Annotated in this window: 18 protein-coding genes and 1 pseudogene; 15 read left to right on the plus strand and 4 right to left on the minus strand. The window is 65.8% G+C overall.

Annotated elements, in window-relative coordinates; genetic code table 11:
• The first annotated feature begins 20 nt into the window (after positions 1-20).
• Both RFA01S_RS23625 and RFA01S_RS23630 read left to right on the plus strand, forming a co-directional pair.
• On the plus strand, positions 21-1109 hold the full coding sequence (locus RFA01S_RS23625; RefSeq protein ID WP_032388720.1) for an S-(hydroxymethyl)mycothiol dehydrogenase: 1089 nt from the start codon (positions 21-23) through the stop codon (positions 1107-1109).
• A gap of 59 nt (positions 1110-1168) precedes the next feature.
• Positions 1169-1762, plus strand: coding sequence for an MBL fold metallo-hydrolase (locus RFA01S_RS23630; RefSeq protein WP_052060906.1), 594 nt, complete (start codon positions 1169-1171; stop codon positions 1760-1762).
• Positions 1763-1941: 179 nt separating this feature from the next.
• Here RFA01S_RS23630 and RFA01S_RS23635 read toward each other — a convergent pair.
• Positions 1942-3012: pseudogene (locus tag RFA01S_RS23635) on the minus strand (IS256 family transposase).
• 27 nt (positions 3013-3039) lie between these two features.
• Positions 3040-3204 carry a hypothetical protein gene (locus RFA01S_RS28280; protein WP_230597337.1) on the minus strand — a complete coding sequence of 55 codons (165 nt, stop codon included), beginning with the start codon at positions 3202-3204 and terminating at the stop codon, positions 3040-3042.
• 412 nt (positions 3205-3616) lie between these two features.
• Here RFA01S_RS28280 and RFA01S_RS23640 point away from each other — a divergent pair, with 412 nt between their 5' ends.
• Both RFA01S_RS23640 and RFA01S_RS28685 read left to right on the plus strand, forming a co-directional pair.
• Positions 3617-4432: an SDR family NAD(P)-dependent oxidoreductase gene (locus tag RFA01S_RS23640; RefSeq protein ID WP_032388722.1), complete on the plus strand. Its 816-nt coding sequence runs from the start codon at positions 3617-3619 to the stop codon at positions 4430-4432.
• Positions 4433-4486: 54 nt separating this feature from the next.
• A complete protein-coding gene (locus RFA01S_RS28685) occupies positions 4487-5491 on the plus strand; it encodes a GAF domain-containing protein (protein ID WP_032388723.1) in 1005 nt (334 codons plus the stop codon).
• A 95-nt stretch (positions 5492-5586) separates the two neighbouring features.
• Here the strand turns inward: RFA01S_RS28685 and RFA01S_RS23650 are convergent, their stop codons facing one another.
• Complete coding sequence (locus tag RFA01S_RS23650) at positions 5587-6039, minus strand: helix-turn-helix domain-containing protein (protein ID WP_032388724.1); 453 nt, start codon at positions 6037-6039, stop codon at positions 5587-5589.
• Positions 6040-6115: 76 nt separating this feature from the next.
• Entirely contained in the window at positions 6116-6274 is a 159-nt protein-coding gene (locus RFA01S_RS28590) for a hypothetical protein (RefSeq protein WP_139278534.1), read from the minus strand.
• Positions 6275-7163: 889 nt separating this feature from the next.
• Between RFA01S_RS28590 and RFA01S_RS23655 the strand changes: the two genes are divergently transcribed.
• From RFA01S_RS23655 to RFA01S_RS23705, 11 genes are all read left to right on the plus strand, one after another.
• On the plus strand, positions 7164-8495 hold the full coding sequence (locus RFA01S_RS23655) for a hypothetical protein (RefSeq protein ID WP_230597339.1): 1332 nt from the start codon (positions 7164-7166) through the stop codon (positions 8493-8495).
• Positions 8496-8543: 48 nt separating this feature from the next.
• Complete coding sequence (locus RFA01S_RS23660) at positions 8544-9137, plus strand: DUF8176 domain-containing protein (protein WP_072692226.1); 594 nt, start codon at positions 8544-8546, stop codon at positions 9135-9137.
• Between the two features lie 74 nt (positions 9138-9211).
• Positions 9212-9868 (plus strand): hypothetical protein, encoded by a 657-nt coding sequence (locus RFA01S_RS23665; protein ID WP_032388765.1) that lies wholly within the window; start codon positions 9212-9214, stop codon positions 9866-9868.
• Positions 9868-11157: a MinD/ParA family ATP-binding protein gene (locus RFA01S_RS23670; RefSeq protein WP_032388726.1), complete on the plus strand. Its 1290-nt coding sequence runs from the start codon at positions 9868-9870 to the stop codon at positions 11155-11157. Before RFA01S_RS23665 ends, RFA01S_RS23670 begins: the two co-directional genes overlap by 1 nt.
• Before the next feature lie 38 nt (positions 11158-11195).
• Positions 11196-13259, plus strand: coding sequence for a cutinase family protein (locus RFA01S_RS23675; protein ID WP_052060969.1), 2064 nt, complete (start codon positions 11196-11198; stop codon positions 13257-13259).
• Between the two features lie 144 nt (positions 13260-13403).
• Complete coding sequence (locus RFA01S_RS28415) at positions 13404-15101, plus strand: peptidoglycan DD-metalloendopeptidase family protein (protein WP_032388727.1); 1698 nt, start codon at positions 13404-13406, stop codon at positions 15099-15101.
• Complete coding sequence (locus RFA01S_RS23685; protein ID WP_032388728.1) at positions 15098-15691, plus strand: hypothetical protein; 594 nt, start codon at positions 15098-15100, stop codon at positions 15689-15691. Before RFA01S_RS28415 ends, RFA01S_RS23685 begins: the two co-directional genes overlap by 4 nt.
• A gap of 58 nt (positions 15692-15749) precedes the next feature.
• Positions 15750-16163: a hypothetical protein gene (locus RFA01S_RS23690; RefSeq protein WP_032388729.1), complete on the plus strand. Its 414-nt coding sequence runs from the start codon at positions 15750-15752 to the stop codon at positions 16161-16163.
• A gap of 100 nt (positions 16164-16263) precedes the next feature.
• Positions 16264-17004: a DUF8175 domain-containg protein gene (locus tag RFA01S_RS23695; RefSeq protein ID WP_032388730.1), complete on the plus strand. Its 741-nt coding sequence runs from the start codon at positions 16264-16266 to the stop codon at positions 17002-17004.
• An 8-nt stretch (positions 17005-17012) separates the two neighbouring features.
• Positions 17013-19190: a hypothetical protein gene (locus tag RFA01S_RS23700; protein WP_032388731.1), complete on the plus strand. Its 2178-nt coding sequence runs from the start codon at positions 17013-17015 to the stop codon at positions 19188-19190.
• Positions 19191-19193: 3 nt separating this feature from the next.
• Positions 19194-20780, plus strand: coding sequence for an SCO6880 family protein (locus RFA01S_RS23705; RefSeq protein ID WP_052060907.1), 1587 nt, complete (start codon positions 19194-19196; stop codon positions 20778-20780).
• Positions 20781-20784 lie beyond the last annotated feature (4 nt).

Raw genomic sequence — 20784 nt, forward strand, 5'->3', positions numbered from 1 at the left:
TTGATGTTTGGAGAACAAACATGGCTCACTCCATTGTTCGTGGCGTCATTGCCCGATACAAAGATGCCGAAGTGGAGCTCGTCCACATCGCCATCCCCGACCCCGGCCCTAACGACGTTGTCATAAAAGTTCAAACCTGCGGGGTCTGCCACACTGACCTCACGTACCGCGACGGCGGCATCAACGACGAATTTCCGTTCCTCCTCGGCCACGAAGCCGCCGGCATCGTCGAGACCATTGGCGACGCCGTCACCCACGTGTCCGTCGGCGACTTCGTCGTCCTGAACTGGCGCGCGGTCTGCGGGGAATGCCGCGCCTGCAAGCGCGGCCGCCCCTGGTACTGCTTCGACACCCACAACGCCTCGAAGAAGATGACCCTCACCGACGGCACCGAACTCACCCCCGCCCTGGGGATCGGCTCGTTCGCCGACAAGACCCTCGTCCACGAAGGTCAATGCACCAAGGTTGACCCGACCGCTGACCCCGCCGTCGTCGGCCTGCTCGGCTGCGGTGTGATGGCCGGACTCGGAGCCGCGATGAACACCGGCCACGTTTCCCGCGGTGACTCGGTCGCAGTGATCGGCTGCGGCGGAGTCGGGGACGCCGCCATCGCAGGAGCGGCCCTCGCTGGAGCGTCGATCATCATCGCGATCGACCGCGACGACACCAAACTCGCCTGGGCGAAGGAACTCGGTGCCACCCACACCGTCAACGCCTCCCACACCGCCCCGATCGACGCTGTCAAAAATCTCACCGACGGCCACGGTGCCGACGTCGTCATCGACGCTGTCGGGCGTCCGGAAACCTGGAAGCAGGCGTTCTACAGTCGCGATCTCGCCGGCACCGTCGTGCTCGTCGGTGTCCCCACCCCGGACATGCGGGTCGAGATGCCGCTTATCGACTTCTTCTCCCACGGCGGGCAACTCAAGTCTTCCTGGTACGGCGACTGCCTTCCCGAACGCGACTTTCCTACACTCGTCGACCTCTATACCCAGGGTCGCCTCCCGCTGGAGAAGTTCGTCACCGAACGCATCGGAATCGGCGACGTCGAAAAGGCGTTCCGCTACATGCACGCCGGTAAAGTCCTCCGATCTGTTGTCGTCTTGTGACCGTTGAGACGCTCCTCAGCACGAATGGATTGCGGATCGAGCGGATCGTGACTTCTGGGATGGTCGAGCTCGAAGGCGACACATGGGAGCTCGAAAACAACATCTATCTTATCGGTGACGACACCGACGTGGTCCTCGTGGACGCCGCCCATACGGCTCAGCCGATCGTCGACGGCGTTGCTGGACGCCACCTCAATGCCGTCATTTGCACCCACGGCCACAACGATCACATCACCCTCGCCCCCAAACTCGGTCACGAGATGCATGCACCGATCCTGCTGCACCCTGCCGACGACCTGCTTTGGAAACAGACCCATCCCAACGTTACCCACTGGACCCTCGACGACAGACAACGAATCGCAGTCGCCGGTACCGATATTGAAGTCATCCACACCCCAGGGCACTCACCTGGATCGGTCTGTCTGTATTTGCCCGAAGCTGGTGTCTTGTTTTCGGGAGATGCTCTCTACTCGGGCGGGCCAGGCGCTACCGAGCGGACGTTTTCTGACTTTCCGGCGATCCTCGGATCGACACATGACCGGTTGTTCGCGCTCCCCGACGAGACCAAAGTCCTCACTGGTCACGGCACAGGAGCCGCCATCGGCATCGAATCGCCCCATCTCGCCGACTGGATCGCCCAGAAGCCGAACTAACTCACTGGTGTCGTGCTCGATCCGTCCAAGCACTCCTTCGGCCACCTCGATAAGGAGCTCCAGCACGCGCGCCAGCGCGAGCCCTTCGGTGGCCAACCGGGCCGCACGCGGATCCTTGGCGGGAAGCTGAGCGGTTTCGCGGGAGTTTCCGATTACGGTGGATCCGACCTCGGTGTCGGTTAGTTACCGTTCGGGGTGATGCGTCCATCGAAGGTGATTGCGAACGCGTTCAGCGCTGGCTTCCACCTGATCGACCATCGTGCCTTACCTTTGCCTGTGGGGTCCAGTGCCCGCGTGGCGAGATACAGACATTCGAGGGCTGACTGCTCTGCCGGAAAGTGCCTACGGGCCCGCACAGCACGCCTGTAGCGTGCCTTGACGGACTCGATCGCATTCGTCGAGCAGATCACCCGCCTGATCTCGACGTCGTAATCCAGGAACGGCACAAACTCGCTCCACGCGGTGTCCCACGTCTTGGTGATAGCCGGATACTGCTGACCCCACTTCGTCATGAACTCGGTGAACCGTTCCCTCGCAGCAGACTCCGACGGAGTGGTGTAGACCGAACGCAGATTACGCGACATCTCATCCCAAAACTTCCGGGACGCGAACCGAAAAGGTGTTGCGTATCAGATGAATAATGCATGTCTACACCGCCGCCAACTCCCACACGGTGTTGATCGCATCCGACAGGCCCTTCAGGCCGTCGCAGACAACGGTGCAGACATCCCGACTCCGCGGTTCTTGATCTCTGTGAGAACCGAGAGCCAGAACTTCGCACCCTCTCCGCCGTCGCCGGCCCAAATCTCGAGAATGTCGCGTTCACCGTTGACGGTGACACCGATCGCGACATACATCGGCCGGTTCGTGACCTGCCCGTCCCGCACTTTCACGTGCACGGCAGCGATGAACATCACCGGGTACACCCGCTCGAGTGGCCGGTTCTGCCACTTGGTCATCTCTCCGACAACTTTGTCGGTGATGCGGGAGATGGTGTCCTTCGACACCGTCGCACCGTAGATGTCCTGGAAGTGCGCGGACACCTCGCCGGTCGTCAAACCCTTTGCTGTGAGCGACAATACGATTTCGTCGATACCTGTCAGGCGTCGTTGCCGCTTCTTGACTATCTGCGGTGCGAGCGAGGAATCGGTATCGCGCGGGACCTCGATCTCTACCGGTCCGATCTCGGTGAGCACCGTCTTCGAGCGGGTGCCGTTTCGGGAGTTGCCGCTGCCCCGGGCCGGCGACATCGTGCTTGTCGTAGTCGAGGTGCTCGGTCATCTCCGCATCCAACGCGGTTCGAGGACGTTCTTCGTGAGCTGATTAAGCAGCCCGTTCGGGCCCATCAACTTGATTCCTTGTTCCTTGGCCTGAGCCAGGAGCTGCTCGGCCAACTGCTTCTGATCCACCTCATCCGCCCTGGGATCCAATGTTTCGGTCATCATCGATCCTTCCCGCCGAGCTCAGCTCGGCGTGTCGAACCAAGGACCGGATCCACCGTTATTCAGAGAGTCCCCCGTGGTGCGTTCCACTGTGATCTGACCAATATGAGGCCAGTCCCAGCTCGTCTCGTCGGCGAGCAGTGGGTCGCATGGAGATGGTCGATCCCCGGCTACGGCCTACTCGCGCCGTAGCCCGGAGGGTTTCTCGGCGACGGGGTCATTCGCGGACGGGGACAGACGGCCGACGGTGTGATGACGATAGTTGATCGCCGCGATCGAGGTGCCGGAGGTGGCTGTCGAACACAGCGCATCCGAGCGACCGGATACAGACCAGCTGGTTGCTAGCGCGATGAGCGAGGAGTCGTTACGGTGCCTAGTTACCGATGGCACCGAGATCTAGGAGGCAGAGCAGATGCCGGGGGAATGGAAAGCCGCGATCACCGGGGCGGGCTCGGGAGTGGGCCGTGAGGTCGCCTTGCAGCTAGCGCGCTCGAACTGGTCTCTCTCCCTCGCAGACAAGAACTTCGACGCCCTCCTCGACGTCCAATCACAGTGTGCGGCTACCACCAACGTCGCACACGCGACCCGTCTAGACGTCGCCGACCGGTCCGAGATCAACTCGTGGGCAGCGTCCTCACGTTCCGAACTGGGCGGTATCGACGCGGTCTTCAACGTCGCTGGCATCCTCTACAGCGGCGACGTCATCGACACTCCCCCAGCTGACTTCGATCTCGTGATGGCAACCAACTTCGAGAGCGTAGTGAACAGCTCTCGCGCCTTTTTACCGGACATCTTGAAGTCACGTCGCGGTCGGATCGTCAACGTGTCTTCTGCGTTTGGGGTCATGTCCGCACCCGGTTACTCCGCATACAACTCGTCCAAATTCGCAGTGCGCGGCTTCACTGAAGCCCTCAACCAAGAACTTCGGCTGACGTCACGAACCGCACGTGCGACATGCGTGATTCCTGGTGGAATCAAAACCTCAATCGCTCGAACAGCACGGGCGGCACCCGGTATTGACCAGGAACGAACTGCCGAACTATTCGATCGCCGCATAGCCCGAACCACGCCCGCAGAGGCCGCCCGAACGATTATCGCGGGTACGTGGAAGGGAAAATCGCAGGTGAGAATTGGCCACGACGCCCGTCTCATTGACGTGACCACGCGCGTGCTCGGCCCTCATTACCAACAGCTACTGCCTGCGCTCCAAGCACTACGGCGGCGCTGACAAGCCGTCACCAGTCGGCAATTCACTCACAAGACCTGCGGGGGTCGGTCAACCATGTCGAATAGTTGGATTCTGATAGAGACGTTCGGAGACACAGAGCCGTCGGTGATTGGAGTTGGGTCTTCGCCCAAGTCCTTTGTTCCACCTCGCAATGTTCTTCGTAGTTCTGCCAGCCGCAACGAGGCACTGGGCGCGCTGACGGAGACGCTTTCCACAGGAGCCGTGGTGGATCGGCTATCCAAAGACCGCTCCAGGCAAGTACTGGCCGAACCACTCCAAACATTTGCCGGCCGTACGCACGGCGCATGGGTGTGGCTCGGCCAGCGCGATGAGACCCCACCACCGCGAGACGCCGCCGGGGCGTGGCAGTTCAACCTCACGAAGAGCACCGCGAGCGGTAGCAACGATCTACTCGACCTTTACTGCGTTCCGCAAGACGAGCGCGAGACCCAGCGTGCACTCGCCGGAGCGTTCACCCGACTTGTCACCAACCGGGACGAGAGCGAAGCTATGGCCAAGATCGTGCAATCAGCGCCGGGCACCACTCACCAAGCGGTCTGGACAGTGAGGCGGGACGACGGTGAACTTCGAGCCGCGCACTTCTCGTGCCGGATGATCGCCGAAGACGGGGTTTCGGGCACCGACGTCATCCTGAGGGGCATCACCCACGACATCGGTCCTGCAGGGGAAATCAATATCGCGCCCCCACCTACCATTCTCGAGCATCGTGTTCTGGAGGCTTCCACCAAGGAGGGCGAGTACCGCGCACTGGTCAACCTCAGAACTCTCAACTTGTTGCGCTGGTACAACTCTGACCCCGCACCGAGTATCTGCTGGGAAAACCTTCCTGACGAACCGGTACCGGCGATTCATCCGGACGACGTACCAGTTGCGAAGCAAATGTCGAACGCACTCGCACGCGATCGCGCCAACGGCGTGCTTCGCTTCAGAACTCTCGACGGAAATTGGAAGCCTATGACAATCGACGCGGTATTAGTCTCTCTCGATCAGCACACCACGGCCGCACTCGTCACCCTGACTGAATTGTCCGAGTATTAAATAAGTTCGCGGACCCGTACGGATCTATATAGCTCGTTGTGGACTGAAAGCAGTCGAAACGCGAACGTTGAAGGTGCGTTTAATAGTTGCGTTTTTTACAAAGACTGTGCGCGTGTCGTGCGGGCATCGCGCGTTCGACTCCACGCAGCCGCCACGGTCCGAGTCGACACCCCATACGCTTTGGCAAACGACTCGATGCGCTCCTCATTCTCGGGCTTGCGCCCACGCTCGATGTCGGCGAGAACGGTGGTCGACATCCCGAGCAGCTGCGCAGCGTCGCCTTGAGGCAAACCCGCGTGCACCCTCAGGTCGGACAATTTCAGCTGAGACTCCGGGATCGGAACCAGCGCTGCGACGGACGTATGCAGGGCATTCGCAATTCGGCTGAGCGTCGCGGGCGGCGGTGTTGAGCGCCCGGTCTCCCAGCTCGATACAGCCTGCCTGGTCGTGCCCACTTTGGCCGCGAGGTCGTCAGCACTGAACCCCGCACGTACTCGTAGCTCACGCAAACGGTCGGCGCGAAACCCACGAACTCCGCTTCGCGGCACTATCCCAACTCCCTGTCGACCCATCAAGACAGTCCCATCTTCCTCGATCCACGATGCCCACGAGCTCTTGTGAGTTTTATAGTTGCGCGCTATTGTTGCAATCATGCACCAACCCAAGTTGAGTTCTGCGAAGCTGAACCGATTGCGCGGTGTACCGAACCTGTTCTACAGTCCTGATGCGCGCCCAATAGGGAATCCTCGGTGCTTGTTTATCTCGGCACTGCTTGTAGCGCAGGACATCAGGTCGGTCTGTTCACAGAATCCGTCCGATCATTCCTGTCGGGAGTTCTACATGTTCGCGTCGCTCGCCCTTGCCGCATCGCCGCTGCCGCCGACGACTGAGACCAGCGATTACCATCGTCGAAATTCAGCGTTGGGTCATCACGGAAGAGGCGCGACGCCAGGTGCATTCACCCGACATCGCCGCTTTCGCCGAAGTTACGGGGGCGAATCGAAGTGAGTGCCGCACGGGATGCGATGGTGCCAAATCTCCTCTCACTGAATCAGTTCTGCGCGTCAATCGTTGTAAATCGGACACATGGCGACTTGATTGCATGCTCGCTCGACCACGGGCATTCCGGTCGCCATCAATACATCGGTGACGACGGAGCCCTGCTAGCCGAGTGGGGTTTATCCACGTCGTGCAATGAGTGGTCCATTCCTACCAGTAAGCCGTAGACCTGGCAGTTCGTACCGCAACCCGACTCGAGTGGGCTTTCGCTGATAGTCCCACTCGTGAGCTACAGGAGCTCCCCCGCGCCCTGTAGCTCGACCGGTGGACCGGCGCGAGGGTCGCGCAGTGAGCGCATTTCATCATGTTCAGCGCTTCGCGACCCCGCCGGGACATCACCCCTCGAACTCACACCCGTTCGCACAGAAAGGATTCCGATACCCAATGTGGATTTTCCAGCAGCCGTGGTTCTGGTCGGTGGTCTTCGGCTGGCTCTGAGCCTCTAGCACGTGATGGGTGCGTGCGGCTGGCCCACAACCTATTGATCGCACGCACCCATCCACTTCTCTCCACCGACTCACCTAAAACCAATTGTCGCCAGAACGGTTGCTCCGCAATCGCATTCACCAGCGCGACCCGATCGCCGGGTCGCACCAGGAAGGGATCGACACCAATGCCAGCATCACAGGGCACCGGACACCACCGCTCATCCAAGAAGCGAGGGCGGGTGATCAAATCGCTGCCCGCCGTGGCCGCGGTGACGATCGCCGGCCTGACCATGCAGGCCGCTCCCGCTCAAGCTGCACCATCGCAGCCGGGAGTGACCAGTCCTCAAGGATCACAACCGGGAGTCACGAGCACACCGCAGACGGCACCGGCCACCCCGCCGCCGCCCGCTCCGAAACCGCGTGAGTACTTGGACGGCTACCAGCCCTCACCACAGGTGCAGCAAACCCCGTCCCGTAGCTACGACGACTACCTGGCCGGTAACCAGCAGTCCTCGAACTACCAAAACACCTACTACGAAGCCCCCGCTCCGCAAGCCGCCCCGAGCGAAGCACCCCCGGCATTGCAGGCAACTCCGCCGCCCCCGCCGCCGGTCCCGACGGTGCAGCGCAAGGTCATCGCCCCGATCGAGGCCCCGCCCGGAACCTTCATCGCCGGCGGCACGCTGGTACCGGTCGATACCAACATCGTCGACCAGAACCTGCTCACACGTACCAACAACACGTTGCAGTCAATACAAGCCGATGGCGGAAACTGGCTCGTGGACAACGGTTTCGCCGACGCGCCCCGCGCCGACAGGATCGCAGCGGGTACCGCGACCGGTGTCATCACCGGTGGCGCTGTCGGTCTCGCGGCATCGGTGGTCCCGGCCGCGGTGATCACCGGCACCGCTGCTGCCATCGGCGGCGGCCTCGGAGTCGCTGCTACCACCGGCACCGGTGCGATCGTCTGGGGAGGACCGGTGGGTTGGGTCTTCATCCCCGGCGCTGCCGCACTTGCCGGTGCAGGCGTCGGCGCAGCACTGTCGGCACCAATCGTGCTGGGCTTGACCGGTGCCGGCGCTGTCATCGGCGGCGTCCTCGGTGCCACCGTTCTCGGCGGCGAACAGCAGATCATCGAAGAGCCGGCCCCCGCCCCGGCGGTGGTTCCCCCGGCTGCCGACAGCGTCCCGACGATCCCGCCGGCCGCGACAGTAGATCTCCCCGGCCCTGTCGGGCAGGTTCGCGACACCCTTGCCGCCGACCCGAACGGCCGCCAAGTACTCGCGGCGGCCGACACAGCCGTTCAGAACGCGGCTCCGATCGTCGACAAGGCCGTCGACGATGCGTCGGTGTGGACCGCACCGGCGGCCTCGGCAGTGCAGGGCTTCACCTCGAAGGCCCTCGAACAGCCGCAGGTGGCACAGTCCGTCGAGACGGTGCAGTCGGCTGCAGCGCCTCTGGTCGAGCAGGTCACTGCCGCTCTCGGCGGCTTGCAGGCGGCGTTCGCACCCGCCTGATTCGCCCTACAGCCAGCTAGTTGAACCAGCCAGGAAGGACACATCCAGATGATCCGCCGTTCGACGACATCTCCGATTGCCAGTGCCACCGGCCCAGCCCGATCAGGGGTGCCGTCGAGCTCGCCCCGTGTGCCGCGATCGCGCCGACGCGCGGTCGCGGCAGCCGGGGCTGCTGTCGTGTTCGTGGCCGTCGCCGCCGCTGTGTTGTTCAGCGGTGGCGACTCCGAGCCGGACACGACAGCCACCGACACGATCGCCGCTTCCTCCGTCGCGCCGACAACCGTTGCGGCCGGGCCGGATTGCTCGATGCCGGCCGGGGATCAGAACAGCGGCCCAGGGGTCATCGCCGCGTTCGAGCACGCCTACTACGTCCAGCGATCGGGCGCGGCCGCGCACGCTCTGGTGTCACCGAATGCCCCGGCGAGTGCCCCGTTCACCGTCGAAGCCAACCTCGACGCAGGTATCGCCACCGTCCCGGTCGGCACCACCTACTGCCTCGACATCGACCCGCTGCGCACCGGCTCCTACACCCTCACTCTCACCGAGAGCGGCCCGAACGGGCCTGGGACGCAGTACCGCCAGCGGATCACCACCGACCAGGTCGACGGTCGCTACGTCATCGCCGCCATCGAGCAAGCGTGATCACCCACCGCCGCCACAGCGCGAGATCGCCGCAGCACCGCGGCGAACAGCCACCACGAAAGGAACGCCAGGACATGAGCGATGCAGCGAGCGAATGGGCCGAGGCCGCCACCGCAGTACGTCAGGCACGCGAGACCCTCGAGGCGTCGACCGCGAGCGAGATCCGCGCATGGGCCGAAGAGTCCGGGCTGGCCGACTGGTCGATGTGGCAGAAGATCAAACGAGAGCTCTACAAGCAGCTCGACCTGGACTACGACGGATTGCGCGCCAGCGAAGCCGAGCAGGTCACCGACGCGGTCGCCTCCGCGGCGTCGGCCGCACCGCTGGTCGAGCTCTACGCCGCAGGCGATGAGCGCGGCAGCTTCGCAGTGGTCGGCGATGGCGACGAAACAGCCTGGTACGGAACATTTCACGCCAAGGACGCGGTGTTTCGGCAGGGCGATCAGACCTCGGCCGACGACTCGGCGGCCGGCAAGGCAGCCTTTCTCGCCGGCAAGCTACGCGAAGAGCTCGACGCTCCCGCGATCCGGCTGATTCTGCATATCTCCAACCCGCACCTCGACGGCACGCGGCTCGCAGCTCTCGCGGCACGCTACGGAGTGCACCTCGAACGCCTCGAGATCGACGGCGAGAATCCGGCCACCGTGTGGTGCGAGGTTCCCGGACACCGTCCGTGGCAGGCCATCCGGCTCTCCGATCTGCTCGTCGACGATCAAGCGGAGGTCGGCTGATGGCCGAACAGCACCCGCGCCCAGACGTCGACAACCCCGTCGCGGGTTACGAAGCCGAGGACACCGTCAACCTCCGCGCTCAGCGCCTGCGCCGACCCGAATCCGAACCGGACGAACAGCCTGCAGGCGAGTCGGCCGACGACACGGCACCGGACCCGTACGGGGTCGGGCAGGACGCACTGGCCGCGGTCGAGACACCCGATGTCGACCCCGCAGCGTTCTACCGAGCACGACTGTTCGACCGCCAGGAAGAAGACCCGACCGCCGAGCCCGCCGAAGCAGGCCTGAGAGGCCGAATCAACGCCGCCCTGGGAACTCATCTTAAGCCCAAGCCCACCTCTGCCGAAGTCAGACTGCGTCAGTCGATTCGCGTTGTGCAGCAGCCACTTCCCGGATGCTCGGTGGTCTCGGTCATCAATCCCAAGGGCGGAGCCGGCAAAACTCCGACATCGGTGCTGCTCGGTTCGACGTTCGGCAAGCACCGTGGCCACGGGGTAACAGTGTTCGACGCCAGCGAATCGCTCGGCAGTCTCGGCGATCGCGCCGCCCGCACCACCGATCCGGAGCTCACGGTGTGGGATCTGCTCGACCATGCACACGAGCTGGCGTCCTCGTCGGCGGTGTCGGGATCGCTCACTGCGTTTCTGCGGCGTCAACCGACAATGGAAGACATTCTTGCAGCGGACAATTCGGCGGGCCGTGAGCGCAATCTGGGGTGGGACGAATGCGCCGCGGTGATGGCAGTGCTGCGCCGACACCGGGACCTGATCGTCATCGACACCGCCGCAAATCCCTTGGCCGAGTCCTGGCAGTGGGCCGTGCAGCATTCCGATGCCCTGGTCGTTCCGCTCCCGCTACGCCTCGACATCGCCCGGCAGGTCTATCAGATGCTCGAGGGCATCATCGCCCGCGGCTACGGGCACCTGTTGTCGTCGACGATCGTCGTGACCTGTGCAACACCGGATTCCAACCCGCAGTTGGCGTCTGCGGTCTTCGAGGACCTGCGCAATCTCGGTGTCCAGGAAGGCAATTTCATTCAGGCCCCGTACGAATCAGCGCTCGCCCGCGGCGATCGGATCGTCTACAAGGACCTCCCGCCCGCCACGATCGAGGCCTACACCAATGTCACCGCGCTGGTCGCCGACAACATCGCCGCGGCACGAGCCGGCGCGGCCTACCAATTCACCGATCCGTATTCCCCGCAGCCGGTGAACCGCCAGCCCGACAGCGCACCACCCCCACAGCTCTCGCAGTGGGAGCGGCGCAGCCGCGACCGTCGCGGAGCCTGACCCGTCCCCACCCCGCTCGAGCACACGAGGAGAACACCATGACCGGCCAGAGAACGCTCACCACCGCGCTACGACGACCGCGCTGGGCGCACTCCGCGATGGCAGCCGCCGCCGCGGTGGTCCTGGCCTTGGGCGCCGTCCCAGCACACGCCGCACCGGCAGCGACGGCGGCAACCTCGTGCGCGAAGTACGTCGCGATCATGGCCCCGGGTACGTGGGAAACCAACGCCGCGGCGAATCCCACCACCCCGGTCGGGATGCTCGCCACCGTCGGCAACGCCCTGAAACAGAAGTACGGCAACGACATCGAGGTCTACTACCCCGCGTACGCGGCGTCGGCGTTCGACAAGGGCCGTACCTACGCCGACAGCAAGGAAACCGGCAAGAGCGCCATCAACAACATCCTCACCTCGGCGTGCGCGACGTCGAAGTTCCTGCTCTCGGGCTACTCCCAAGGCGCGGACGCCGCCGGCGACGTCGCCGCCGAGATCGGTAACGGACGCGGCGTCGTTCCCGCGGCCCGGATTCTCGGCGTCGGTCTGGTCGCCGATCCGCACCAGGGCACCGCCGGCGGCACCGTCGTCGGGCCGAAGGTCGAGGGCCAGGGCATCGGCGGGGTCCGGCCCGAAGGCTTCGGCTCGCTGGCCCCGGTGGTCAAGCAGCTCTGCAATCCCACGGACCTGTACTGCTCGACGAGCGCCGGCAAGGACGGTCTGCTCGCGGGCCTGGGCAAGGTGCTGGCGAACAAGCCCGTCGACCCGGTCCCCACCGGCGGGCAGACCGGATCCGGATCGACCGTCGCTCCGTCGACGACCGCGCAGGGCGGCGTCACCGGTGCCGGAACGCAACCGGGCACGACACCGACACAGTCGGGAGAGGTCAGCGATTTCTCGTCGTCGCTGGTCTCGGACTTCTCCCGCGTCGATCTGGCCGGTGCCGCGAACACCGCATCGACTCTCGGGGAGCGGGTGGCCACCCTGCCCGACTCGGTGGGAACCAACCGCACTCAGTCGCAGGTCGCCAGCGTCGGGGCCTCGGCGACATCGTTGCTCAACACCCTCGAACCGGTCGCCGACGTGCAGTCGGTGATCGCCGCGAACCCCGGCATCCGTTCGACTCTCGACACCGCACCGGAAGGATCCCCGGAGGCCAAGACCTCGACGGTGCTCGACGCCCTCGACCAGATCGACATTCCCGCAGTCCTGAGCACAGCGACCTCGATCGCCGACACCGCCTCGTCGGTACTGGGCGGCACCGGCACCACCGCGGGCCTCGCCGGCACCTCGTCGACCCTGAGCGGGCAGGTCGCACCGTTGCAGTCCGTGTCCCCGGATGCGCTGACCTCGGCAACGCAGGTGCTTTCGCTGCTCAAGCCGAAGACGGTGGTCAACCAGGTCGTCAACGTCGCGACCGGCTTCACGAGCCTGGACTACCAAGGCATCGTCGACAACCTGATCGCGTTGCCGCAGAAGGTCGCTGCTCTCGATGTCGCGGGATCACACAAGATCGCCGGAGACCTGAACAACCAGTTCGCGCCGATCGTGAAGATGGCCGCAGGGGTGGACCTGCATACCCTGGCGGCGTTGGTGGCGATGATCCCCGACCCCAGCGGCTCGGCGCAGATCGCCTCCCTGGTGTTGAGCTTGCTCGGCAACGTCGACGTGATCCGCCTGGCCAACGATGTCGGCGCGATTCAGGAAGTCGCGTGGAAGATCCTCGAAACCGGCAACCTCGCGGCCACCGCCGAGCTGCTGCCCATCGGGCTCGACCTCGCCTCGGTCGCGGTCGGAGTGCTGACCGGCTCGGCCGCCAAGACCAGCCCCGACCAACTCGGCACACAGACCCAGGTCACCGGACAGTCCGCAGCGATCGGCCAGCAAGCCTCCACCGGCGATTTCGCCGGTCTGGCAGGCAGTCTCGTCTCACTGGCCTCCTCACCAGGCGCAGGCGACGCTGCCGAGCTGGTTCGTGCCGGTATCGACGCCGCGACGTTCTTCGCCTCCGGTGCTCACCAGTCCTACGGCGACTTCACGGTCGACTCCACCGGCCGCAGCGCCCTGCAATGGCTCATCGACTTCTTCACCCAGAAGATCGGGGGCTGACCGGCGGCCACCGAGCAGGCTCTGCAGCCGGGCGGGCAAGACACAGAGCAACCGAAAGCTGCAGCACCACAACCGAACTACGCGTACCACCACAGGTGTCCGGGCGGGCCTGATCATCTTGTCGATTCGTGAGGACATGCACCGATGGCAGCATCACAGCAGGGCAGCAAGGACAGTGCGGGCGCACTGAGCCTGTTGCTGATCGCCGCCATTGCTGCGATCGGCATGTTCGGTGTCCTCTCGGGCGATCGCACACCGCCGGTCGACGAAGGCACCTGCCTGCCTGCCGGCGCGGCCGCGGTGGCCCCGCACTCGGGAACAGTGGTGATGCCGCTACGTGAAGGCACGTATCAGGCCACGAGCGGTTTCGGTGCCCGCACGAACCCGGTCACCGGCGAAGCCGAAGGACACCAGGGCCAGGACTACTCCGCCCCGATCGGGACCCCGATCTACGCGGCCACCGACGGCACGGTCGTCAAGGCCGAACACGCCAGCGGGTTCGGCAACTGGATCATCATCGACACCACCGTCGACGGCCAGTCGCTCTCGACGGTCTACGGCCATATGAACGACGACGGCGTCGGGGTCACCGCGGGCCAGACCGTCAAAGCCGGTGACCCGATCGGCGCCGTCGGTAATGCCGGACAGTCCACCGGCCCGCACTTGCACTTCGAGATCTGGCCCGGCACCCGCCTCGCATCCGGATCGAGCCCGGTCGATCCCGTGGCCTGGCTCGCCGCCGCCGGTGCCACCGCCCCGACCGCCACCGCGGACGTCCTCGCCGCAGCCCCGGCCGGCACCTCCGCCGCGACCCCGACCACCGGTGCCGCGGCGCAGGGCGTATCGAGTCGATCGGTCAAGCTCGCCGCCGCGATCAAACCCGGCTGCGGAGTCCCGGCCGGATCGACCGGACTGCGGCCGGGATCGGTACCGGCGGACTTCGAGCCGTGGATCGTCAAGGCCGGCACCGTGTGCCCCGAGGTCACCGCACCGGTCGTCGCCGCGCAGCTCGAACAAGAGGGCGGCTTCGACGTCAACGCCCACAACGCAGGATCGGGCGCGGACGGACCGGCGCAGTTCATGCCCGCCACCTGGGCCGCGAAAGGCGTCGACGCCGACGAAGACGGCCGCAAGGACACCCGCAGCATCGCCGACGCGGTGATGAGCCAAGCCGCCTACGACTGCGAGCTGGCCGGCATCGCCAAGGACTCCCTCGCCGCCGGCAAGCTCAGCGGCGACCTGACCGAGCTGTACCTGTCGATGTACAACTGCGGCCCAGGCGCGACCCTCTCGCAGGGCCGGGTGTGCCAGAACGCCGAAACCCTCGACTACGTCGCGAAGATTCCTCGCCGCGCTGCAGAAGCGTTCTCCGTCGCCGTCCCGCAGGCCACACCGGGGATTGTCCCCGGTGGCCCGTTCGGTCAGAACGTCGTCGCAGCGGCGATGCGCTGGCTCGGCACCACCTACGCCTGGGGCGGAGGCGACCGGAACGGACCCACTCGCGGTGTCAGTGACGGCGGCGGCCGCGCGGACATGATCGGCGACTTCGACAAGGTCGGCTTCGACTGCTCCGGACTGGTCCTCTACGCCGTCGCACAAGCCTCCGGCGGCGCGATCGTGCTTCCCCACCAGGACTCGGCGCAGATCGCCGACAGCCGCGGCCGCGTGATCGCCACCCCCGGCGAGCTCGCTCCCGGCGACATCATCCAACCCCACTCGGGCCACATCTTCATCTGGCTCGGCGGAAACAAGGTCGTCGAGGCACCGCAGTCCGGCGACGTCGTGAAGGTATCGGACTGGACCCCGCCCGCGAGCGGCCTGACAGCACGGAGATTCGGATGAGAGCCACCCGCACCGCCCTGACCGGATTGCTCGTCGCCGCAGCGGTTCTCACTGCCTGCGGTGGTGAAAGCACCGACAACGGCAGCGATGCCCCGTCGATCCCGGCGCAGCAGTGGACACCGGGTACGTCCCCGCCGAGCGGCAGCGATCCCACCCGTACCCCGCCGCCGGCCGCGACCGCGCTGCCCGACATCGCGGCTGGGGTGGAGCGGCAGAACCCGGACTCGGTGGCCACCGCGGCGTTGACGGTCTGGTTCACCTGGAACACCGCCGTCGACGCCGGACCCAACGATGCCGCCGCCCGCACCGCGCCGCTGCTCACCTCCGACTACGCGCGCGAGATCACCTCCACCACAGCGCAATCGAGCCCCGGCGTGCAGTGGCTGGACTGGGCGGCGCGCGGCGCGGTCCTGACCCCCGACCTCGTCGCCGACGACGAACCCGTTCCCCCGCAGACCGATTCGACGGCCTACCGGTCGTATCACCTCACCCAACGCATCGACGGTGCCCCGGTGAGCGAGAGGGTCGTCGCGATGATCCTGCGGCGCGGCCCCGACGGCTGGGAGGTGAGCCGCATTCAAGACAAATAGCCCCGCCTCGTACATCCACTGGCACTGCACATCACCATGTTTCGGAAAGGAACCCCCGATGGACACAGAATCCGTCACCACCCCCACCACCCGCACCTCGCACCGGGCACGCCGCGTACTCGGCGTCCTCGCTCTCACCGCCGCGCTGACCGTCCTGGCCGGCGGGGTCGCCGCAGCCCAGACGGTCAACCCGTACGACGGGGTCAACCCGGACATCAGCTTGTTCGGGCCTGCCCTGAATCAGACATGGAAGCGCATCCTCGCGGCGATCTGGGGAGCAAGCATCGCCATCGCGGGACTGTGGGTGCTGACCTCGTTCCTCAGCTCCCGGAAGGCCCGCAAGCGCGGTATGTCTAGCGATCTGAGCGAGTCGGGCGAGGATCTCAAGCTCTCGCTCATCATCTTGGGCGGAGTGGCCGCTGTCTCGCCGATCGTCGGCGCGGTCCTGCTCCTCGTCCAGCCCGGCGCATAGCCGGTCCCGGCTCCGGTCCGGCGCATAGCCGATCGCGGGTCTGACCCCCGCTCTTCTTCCTCCCTGACGCGGCACCGTCCGCAGAAACGAGTTACCCATCATGGCCATCGACTACCGCAACGTCGGCTCCGAACCCCCCAGCTCGCCCAACACCGAGAACGTCGGCGGTGACCGACAGTCCGACAGCAAGTCCGGGTCCCGGCGCTGGATCATTCTCGGGGCCGTCGCTCTGGCGATCATCGCCGTCATCTCGGTGATCGTGGTCGGTCTGTCGGGCCGCTCCGACAACTCCGGCGGCGGTGGCTCCGATGCCATCCGCGCAGTACACGGACCCACGACGGTGAACAACGGTGTCCCCAGCGGCTACACCCGCGACACCCAGGGCGCATCGACGGCCGCGGTGAACGTGCTCCAGGCGTTCGATCAGGCCAGCCAGGGCCGCATCGACATGAACGATGTCCGCTCGACGATGATCGCCGCCGACCCCGGTGCCGAACTGGCCCGCGAGATCGAACTCGGCAGCAACCGCGACGAGAGCAGCGACGTGATGAACACCCTGCCGGCCGCGGTGCACGTGTCCTCGTTCTCCGCCGACGCCGCGCAGATCTCGGTGTGGTCGATGACCACCACCCAGTCCGACATCAACAACACCGGCACCGTCGCCGTGAGCACGCTGTGGGCGACCACCGACATCTCGTTGGTCTGGCAGGACGGGGACTGGAAGGCCAAGGACTGGTCCTACCGCCAGGGCCCGCGCCCGGAAGACGCGTCCTACCCGGCCGCTGATTCCGCGCTCGGCGGTCAACTGACCGCCGGGTACTACACCTTCTACATCGACTAGGAGAGAACATGATTCGCCGTCTCGTTCTCATCGCGGTCACCGCCGCACTGGTGGCCTTGTTCGGATCATCCGCTGTTGCGCTCGCCCAGCCTTCCGCCGTTCCCGCCCCTGCACCGGGGGCGGTCACCGCCCAACAACCGGCATCGAGGCTGCCCGCGCACTTCCCGGACGATCTCAAGAAATTCATCGGCGGCACCGAGGAATTTCGGAGCGGGCCCTGGTTCACGGGGAACTGCGCAGACCACGGCGGCGACCTGGGAACCTATATCTCCCAAGCACTCACGAACGAAAACCGGCTCCTGTACTGGACGGCATCGGACGAGAACAAAGCCGTCATGCTCGGCGGTGCGGGCGCTGTCGGCTCCGACCCGCAGGCCCAGGCCACGGCCGAGATCACCCTCAAGGCCGTCGCCGACGGGACCGAACCACCCGACGACGCTCTGCCGACGGTGTTCCCGGCCGGGGACACCAGCTTTCACCCACCGACGGGAACGTGCGCCGAGGACCTCGCCCGGTGGGGAACCAAGGAATGGGGAACGTGGGGCTTCGCCTGGGCGCAGAGCCCGGACGCGGACTCGCTGACCGCGATCAAGGCGCTGCCCGGTGCCGACAAGGTGCCCGACGCCGCCTGGTCGGACCCGTGCTCGCAAGGCTCGGGCGACCAGTACTGCATGCACGCGTTCTTCGTCGACTGCTCGAAAGCCGAACGGGCAGATGCCAGCCGCTGCCAGGACTGGAATCTGTCGATCGGACGATTGTTCGCCGGCACCGCGAACTGGATCGACAAGAACACCTCGTTCACCGAACGCCTCGACGACACCCTCGGCAAGGTCATCGCCGCCACCCCGCAGTACAAGCTCGGCAAGGCCTACCTGCAGGCATTCTCCTGGATCTCGGGGGCTGCGAACGACATCGTCGACTTCGTCACCGATCCGACCACCGTCATCGACGACTGGGTCAACGCCACCAAGAGCGGGGCACTCTCGCTCACCGACGCCGTGCTGCGTGGGCTGACTTCGACCGGCGACTTCGATCCCACCCAGCAATGGTTCGTGACCTATTACGCCGGATCGACGGGTCTGGGAATCATGGTCATGTCGCTGGCGGTCCTGCTGGCGATCATGCGATCACGGCAGAAGGGCTCACCGTCGGAGCTGGTGGCCAACGTCTTCGGCTACATGCCCGCCGGGGTGGTGATGATGCTGTTCTCACTGGCCCTGGCGCAACTGGTAATCGAGTTCGCGTCAGTGCTCACCGAGGGCATCGCCAGTTTCAGCGGATCCACGATCACCGAGATGGTGGAGAACATCTACGCCACGATGGGCACGCTGAACAAGGACACCGTCGTCGGCGGCTCGATCGTCGGCCTGGTCTTCTTCGGCATCCTGCTGCTCGGCGCGATGTCGGTCTACCTGGGACTGCTCATGCACCAGATCGGGCTTCCACTGACCGCGTGCGTCGCCGGAATCGGCTACGGCATGTGGGTGCACCCGACGTGGCGGACCAAAGCGCTGCGGCCACTGTTCACGTTCGTCGGGATCGTGCTCAGCAAGCCGATGCTGTTCCTGCTGATCGCGATCGTGCTCGCCGGGGCCAACAATGCACTGCTCTCGGGCGGCGGCGGCTCGGGAGATCTGACCTCGCTCGGCGCTCTGGTGCTCGTCGGGGCTTCGATGGTCGTGGTCGGTCTGGCACCGTGGGCGATGCTCAAGTGGGCACCGATCCTGCCGACCAAGGCCGACTCCGAAGGATTCGGCGGCGGTGGTGGCTCCGTCGCCGGTGGTGTCATCGGAGGCGTGGGCAGCTCGGCCCTGTTCCGTAGCCGCAGCGGCGGAGGCGGCAGAGGCGGAGGCGGGTCGACCGTCACACCGCGCTCGACCCGCTCCGGCGACGGCGTCGACAAGGCCACCCGATCCACGCATTCGACACCGTCGACCAATTCCACCCCCGGCCACACCACCGGGGCCGCCCACAGCGGCGGCGTAGGGAACAAGAGCGGCACCTCGACCCGCGGCGCGGTGGGCATGGCCGGCCGACTCGGCGGAAAGCTCGCGATGGGGTCGGCCGCGACGGTCGCCTCGGCCGGGGCCGCGGCGGTGCCGATCGCCGCGCAGTCCGCAGCGGCGGCGATGAACAAAGCCAAGTCCAGTGCCGAGTCCGCACCGTCCGAAGCCGAAGGCAGGTAAGCGATGTCGACCGAGACCGTCGAGCACGACAGCGAGCAGAGAACCTCCATCCTGGGCGGTGAGATCGCGCGCCGCGGCATGACCGGGATCTCGGCACCGGTGCTCATCACCTGGACCGCCGCCCTGGTCATCGGCGTCGTCTACTACTTCGCCGCAGGCGGTGGCGCGATGACCGTCGGGCTCGTGGCCGTGTTCTACGTCGGGGTGTTCGCCTCGACGTACGAATTCACCGAGACCTCCCTGGCGGCGCGGCAGTTGCACCGGTTGCGGAACTGGGCGCGGATGCGGCGCGGGGAGCACGTCTACCGCAACGCAGACGACCCCGCCTACGGGATCGCCGATCTCGACCCCGGTTGGGAGTACCCGGTGCCGCTCGGGCGGACCGCCCCGCTCGACGTCGCCGGCACCGGCCTGGACGAGATGTTCATCGTCCGCACCGCCAACCCCGGTGAGCGGGCCTACTACACGGTCGTACTGTCCGTGCAGGGCCTGGCCGGCGGGCTGCGCACCGACGCGGCCTGGGCGACGACTTCGGAGAAGTTCGGTCTGTTCAGCGCCTCGATGGCCCGCAAGACCTCGCTCATCCGCGGAGTGCAGTTGATCCACCGCTCCATTCCGGCGGATCTGACCATGCACGAGGACTGGGTCGAGCGGGAGGTCGAAAAGCTCGGCGACATGCGTCTGCGGGCACCGGTGGAGTCCTACGGCGACCTCATCGACACCATTCGGCCGCACTCGGAAGAGCACCGGGCGTACGTGGTGCTGAAATTCCCCCAGACCGACCACTTCGAGGCCGAAGCCGCGCGGGCGGCAGGCGGGAAAGGTGCCCGATTCGAAGGCGGTGTCGCCCAAGTGATCCGCGACGAGACGATGCGCGCGGTGAGCAAACTCGTCGCCGCCGGCATGGGCCGCGTCCAGGTCCTCGGTGAGCAGCGCACCTGCGCGCTGATCCGCGCGTTCGTCGACCCGTCGAACCCACTCGATCGACACCAAGGGGCGCGGTGGTCGAACTGCTGGCCTTCTTACGTCGGTGGCCACGACTCGGTGGTGGTCTCCGGCCGCTGGCACACCCGTGTCGGGTTCCTCCCGCCGGCGAGCATCGAACCCATTCCGCTGGGCCCGTTGTGGCTCGCGCCGCTGTTGACCGGTGTCGCCCCCGACATCGGCGACGACGAGAACCCGCCCTCGCCGACGATCCGAACCGTCAGTGTCCGAGTGGATTTCGTACCCGACGCCGTCGCCCGGGAAGCCGCCAGCCAAGACTTCACCCAGGACAAGGCGGCGCAAGAAAGCGCCGCACGCAAAGGCATCACCGGCGACGGCTCGGCCGAAGTGATGGCCACCGCGTCCGGGCGTCGACGCGCCGATTTGATGCCCGGCTCGGGCCATCACGGCACCATCTACTCCCTCGCGGTCGCCGTCACCGGCCGCGACGAAGACGACCTCGAGCGGGCCTGCATGCGCGTGGAGGAAGCCGCCGACGAATCGGCAATCAAAACCATCACCTGGCAGGACGACACGCACGACGTCGCCCTGTTCACCACCCTGCCCTTCGCTCGCGGTCTCGCCGTGACGCGCTACACCAAGTAGCCCA

It is taken from the genome of Rhodococcoides fascians NBRC 12155 = LMG 3623, assembly GCF_001894785.1.
Classification (GTDB): domain Bacteria; phylum Actinomycetota; class Actinomycetes; order Mycobacteriales; family Mycobacteriaceae; genus Rhodococcoides; species Rhodococcoides fascians.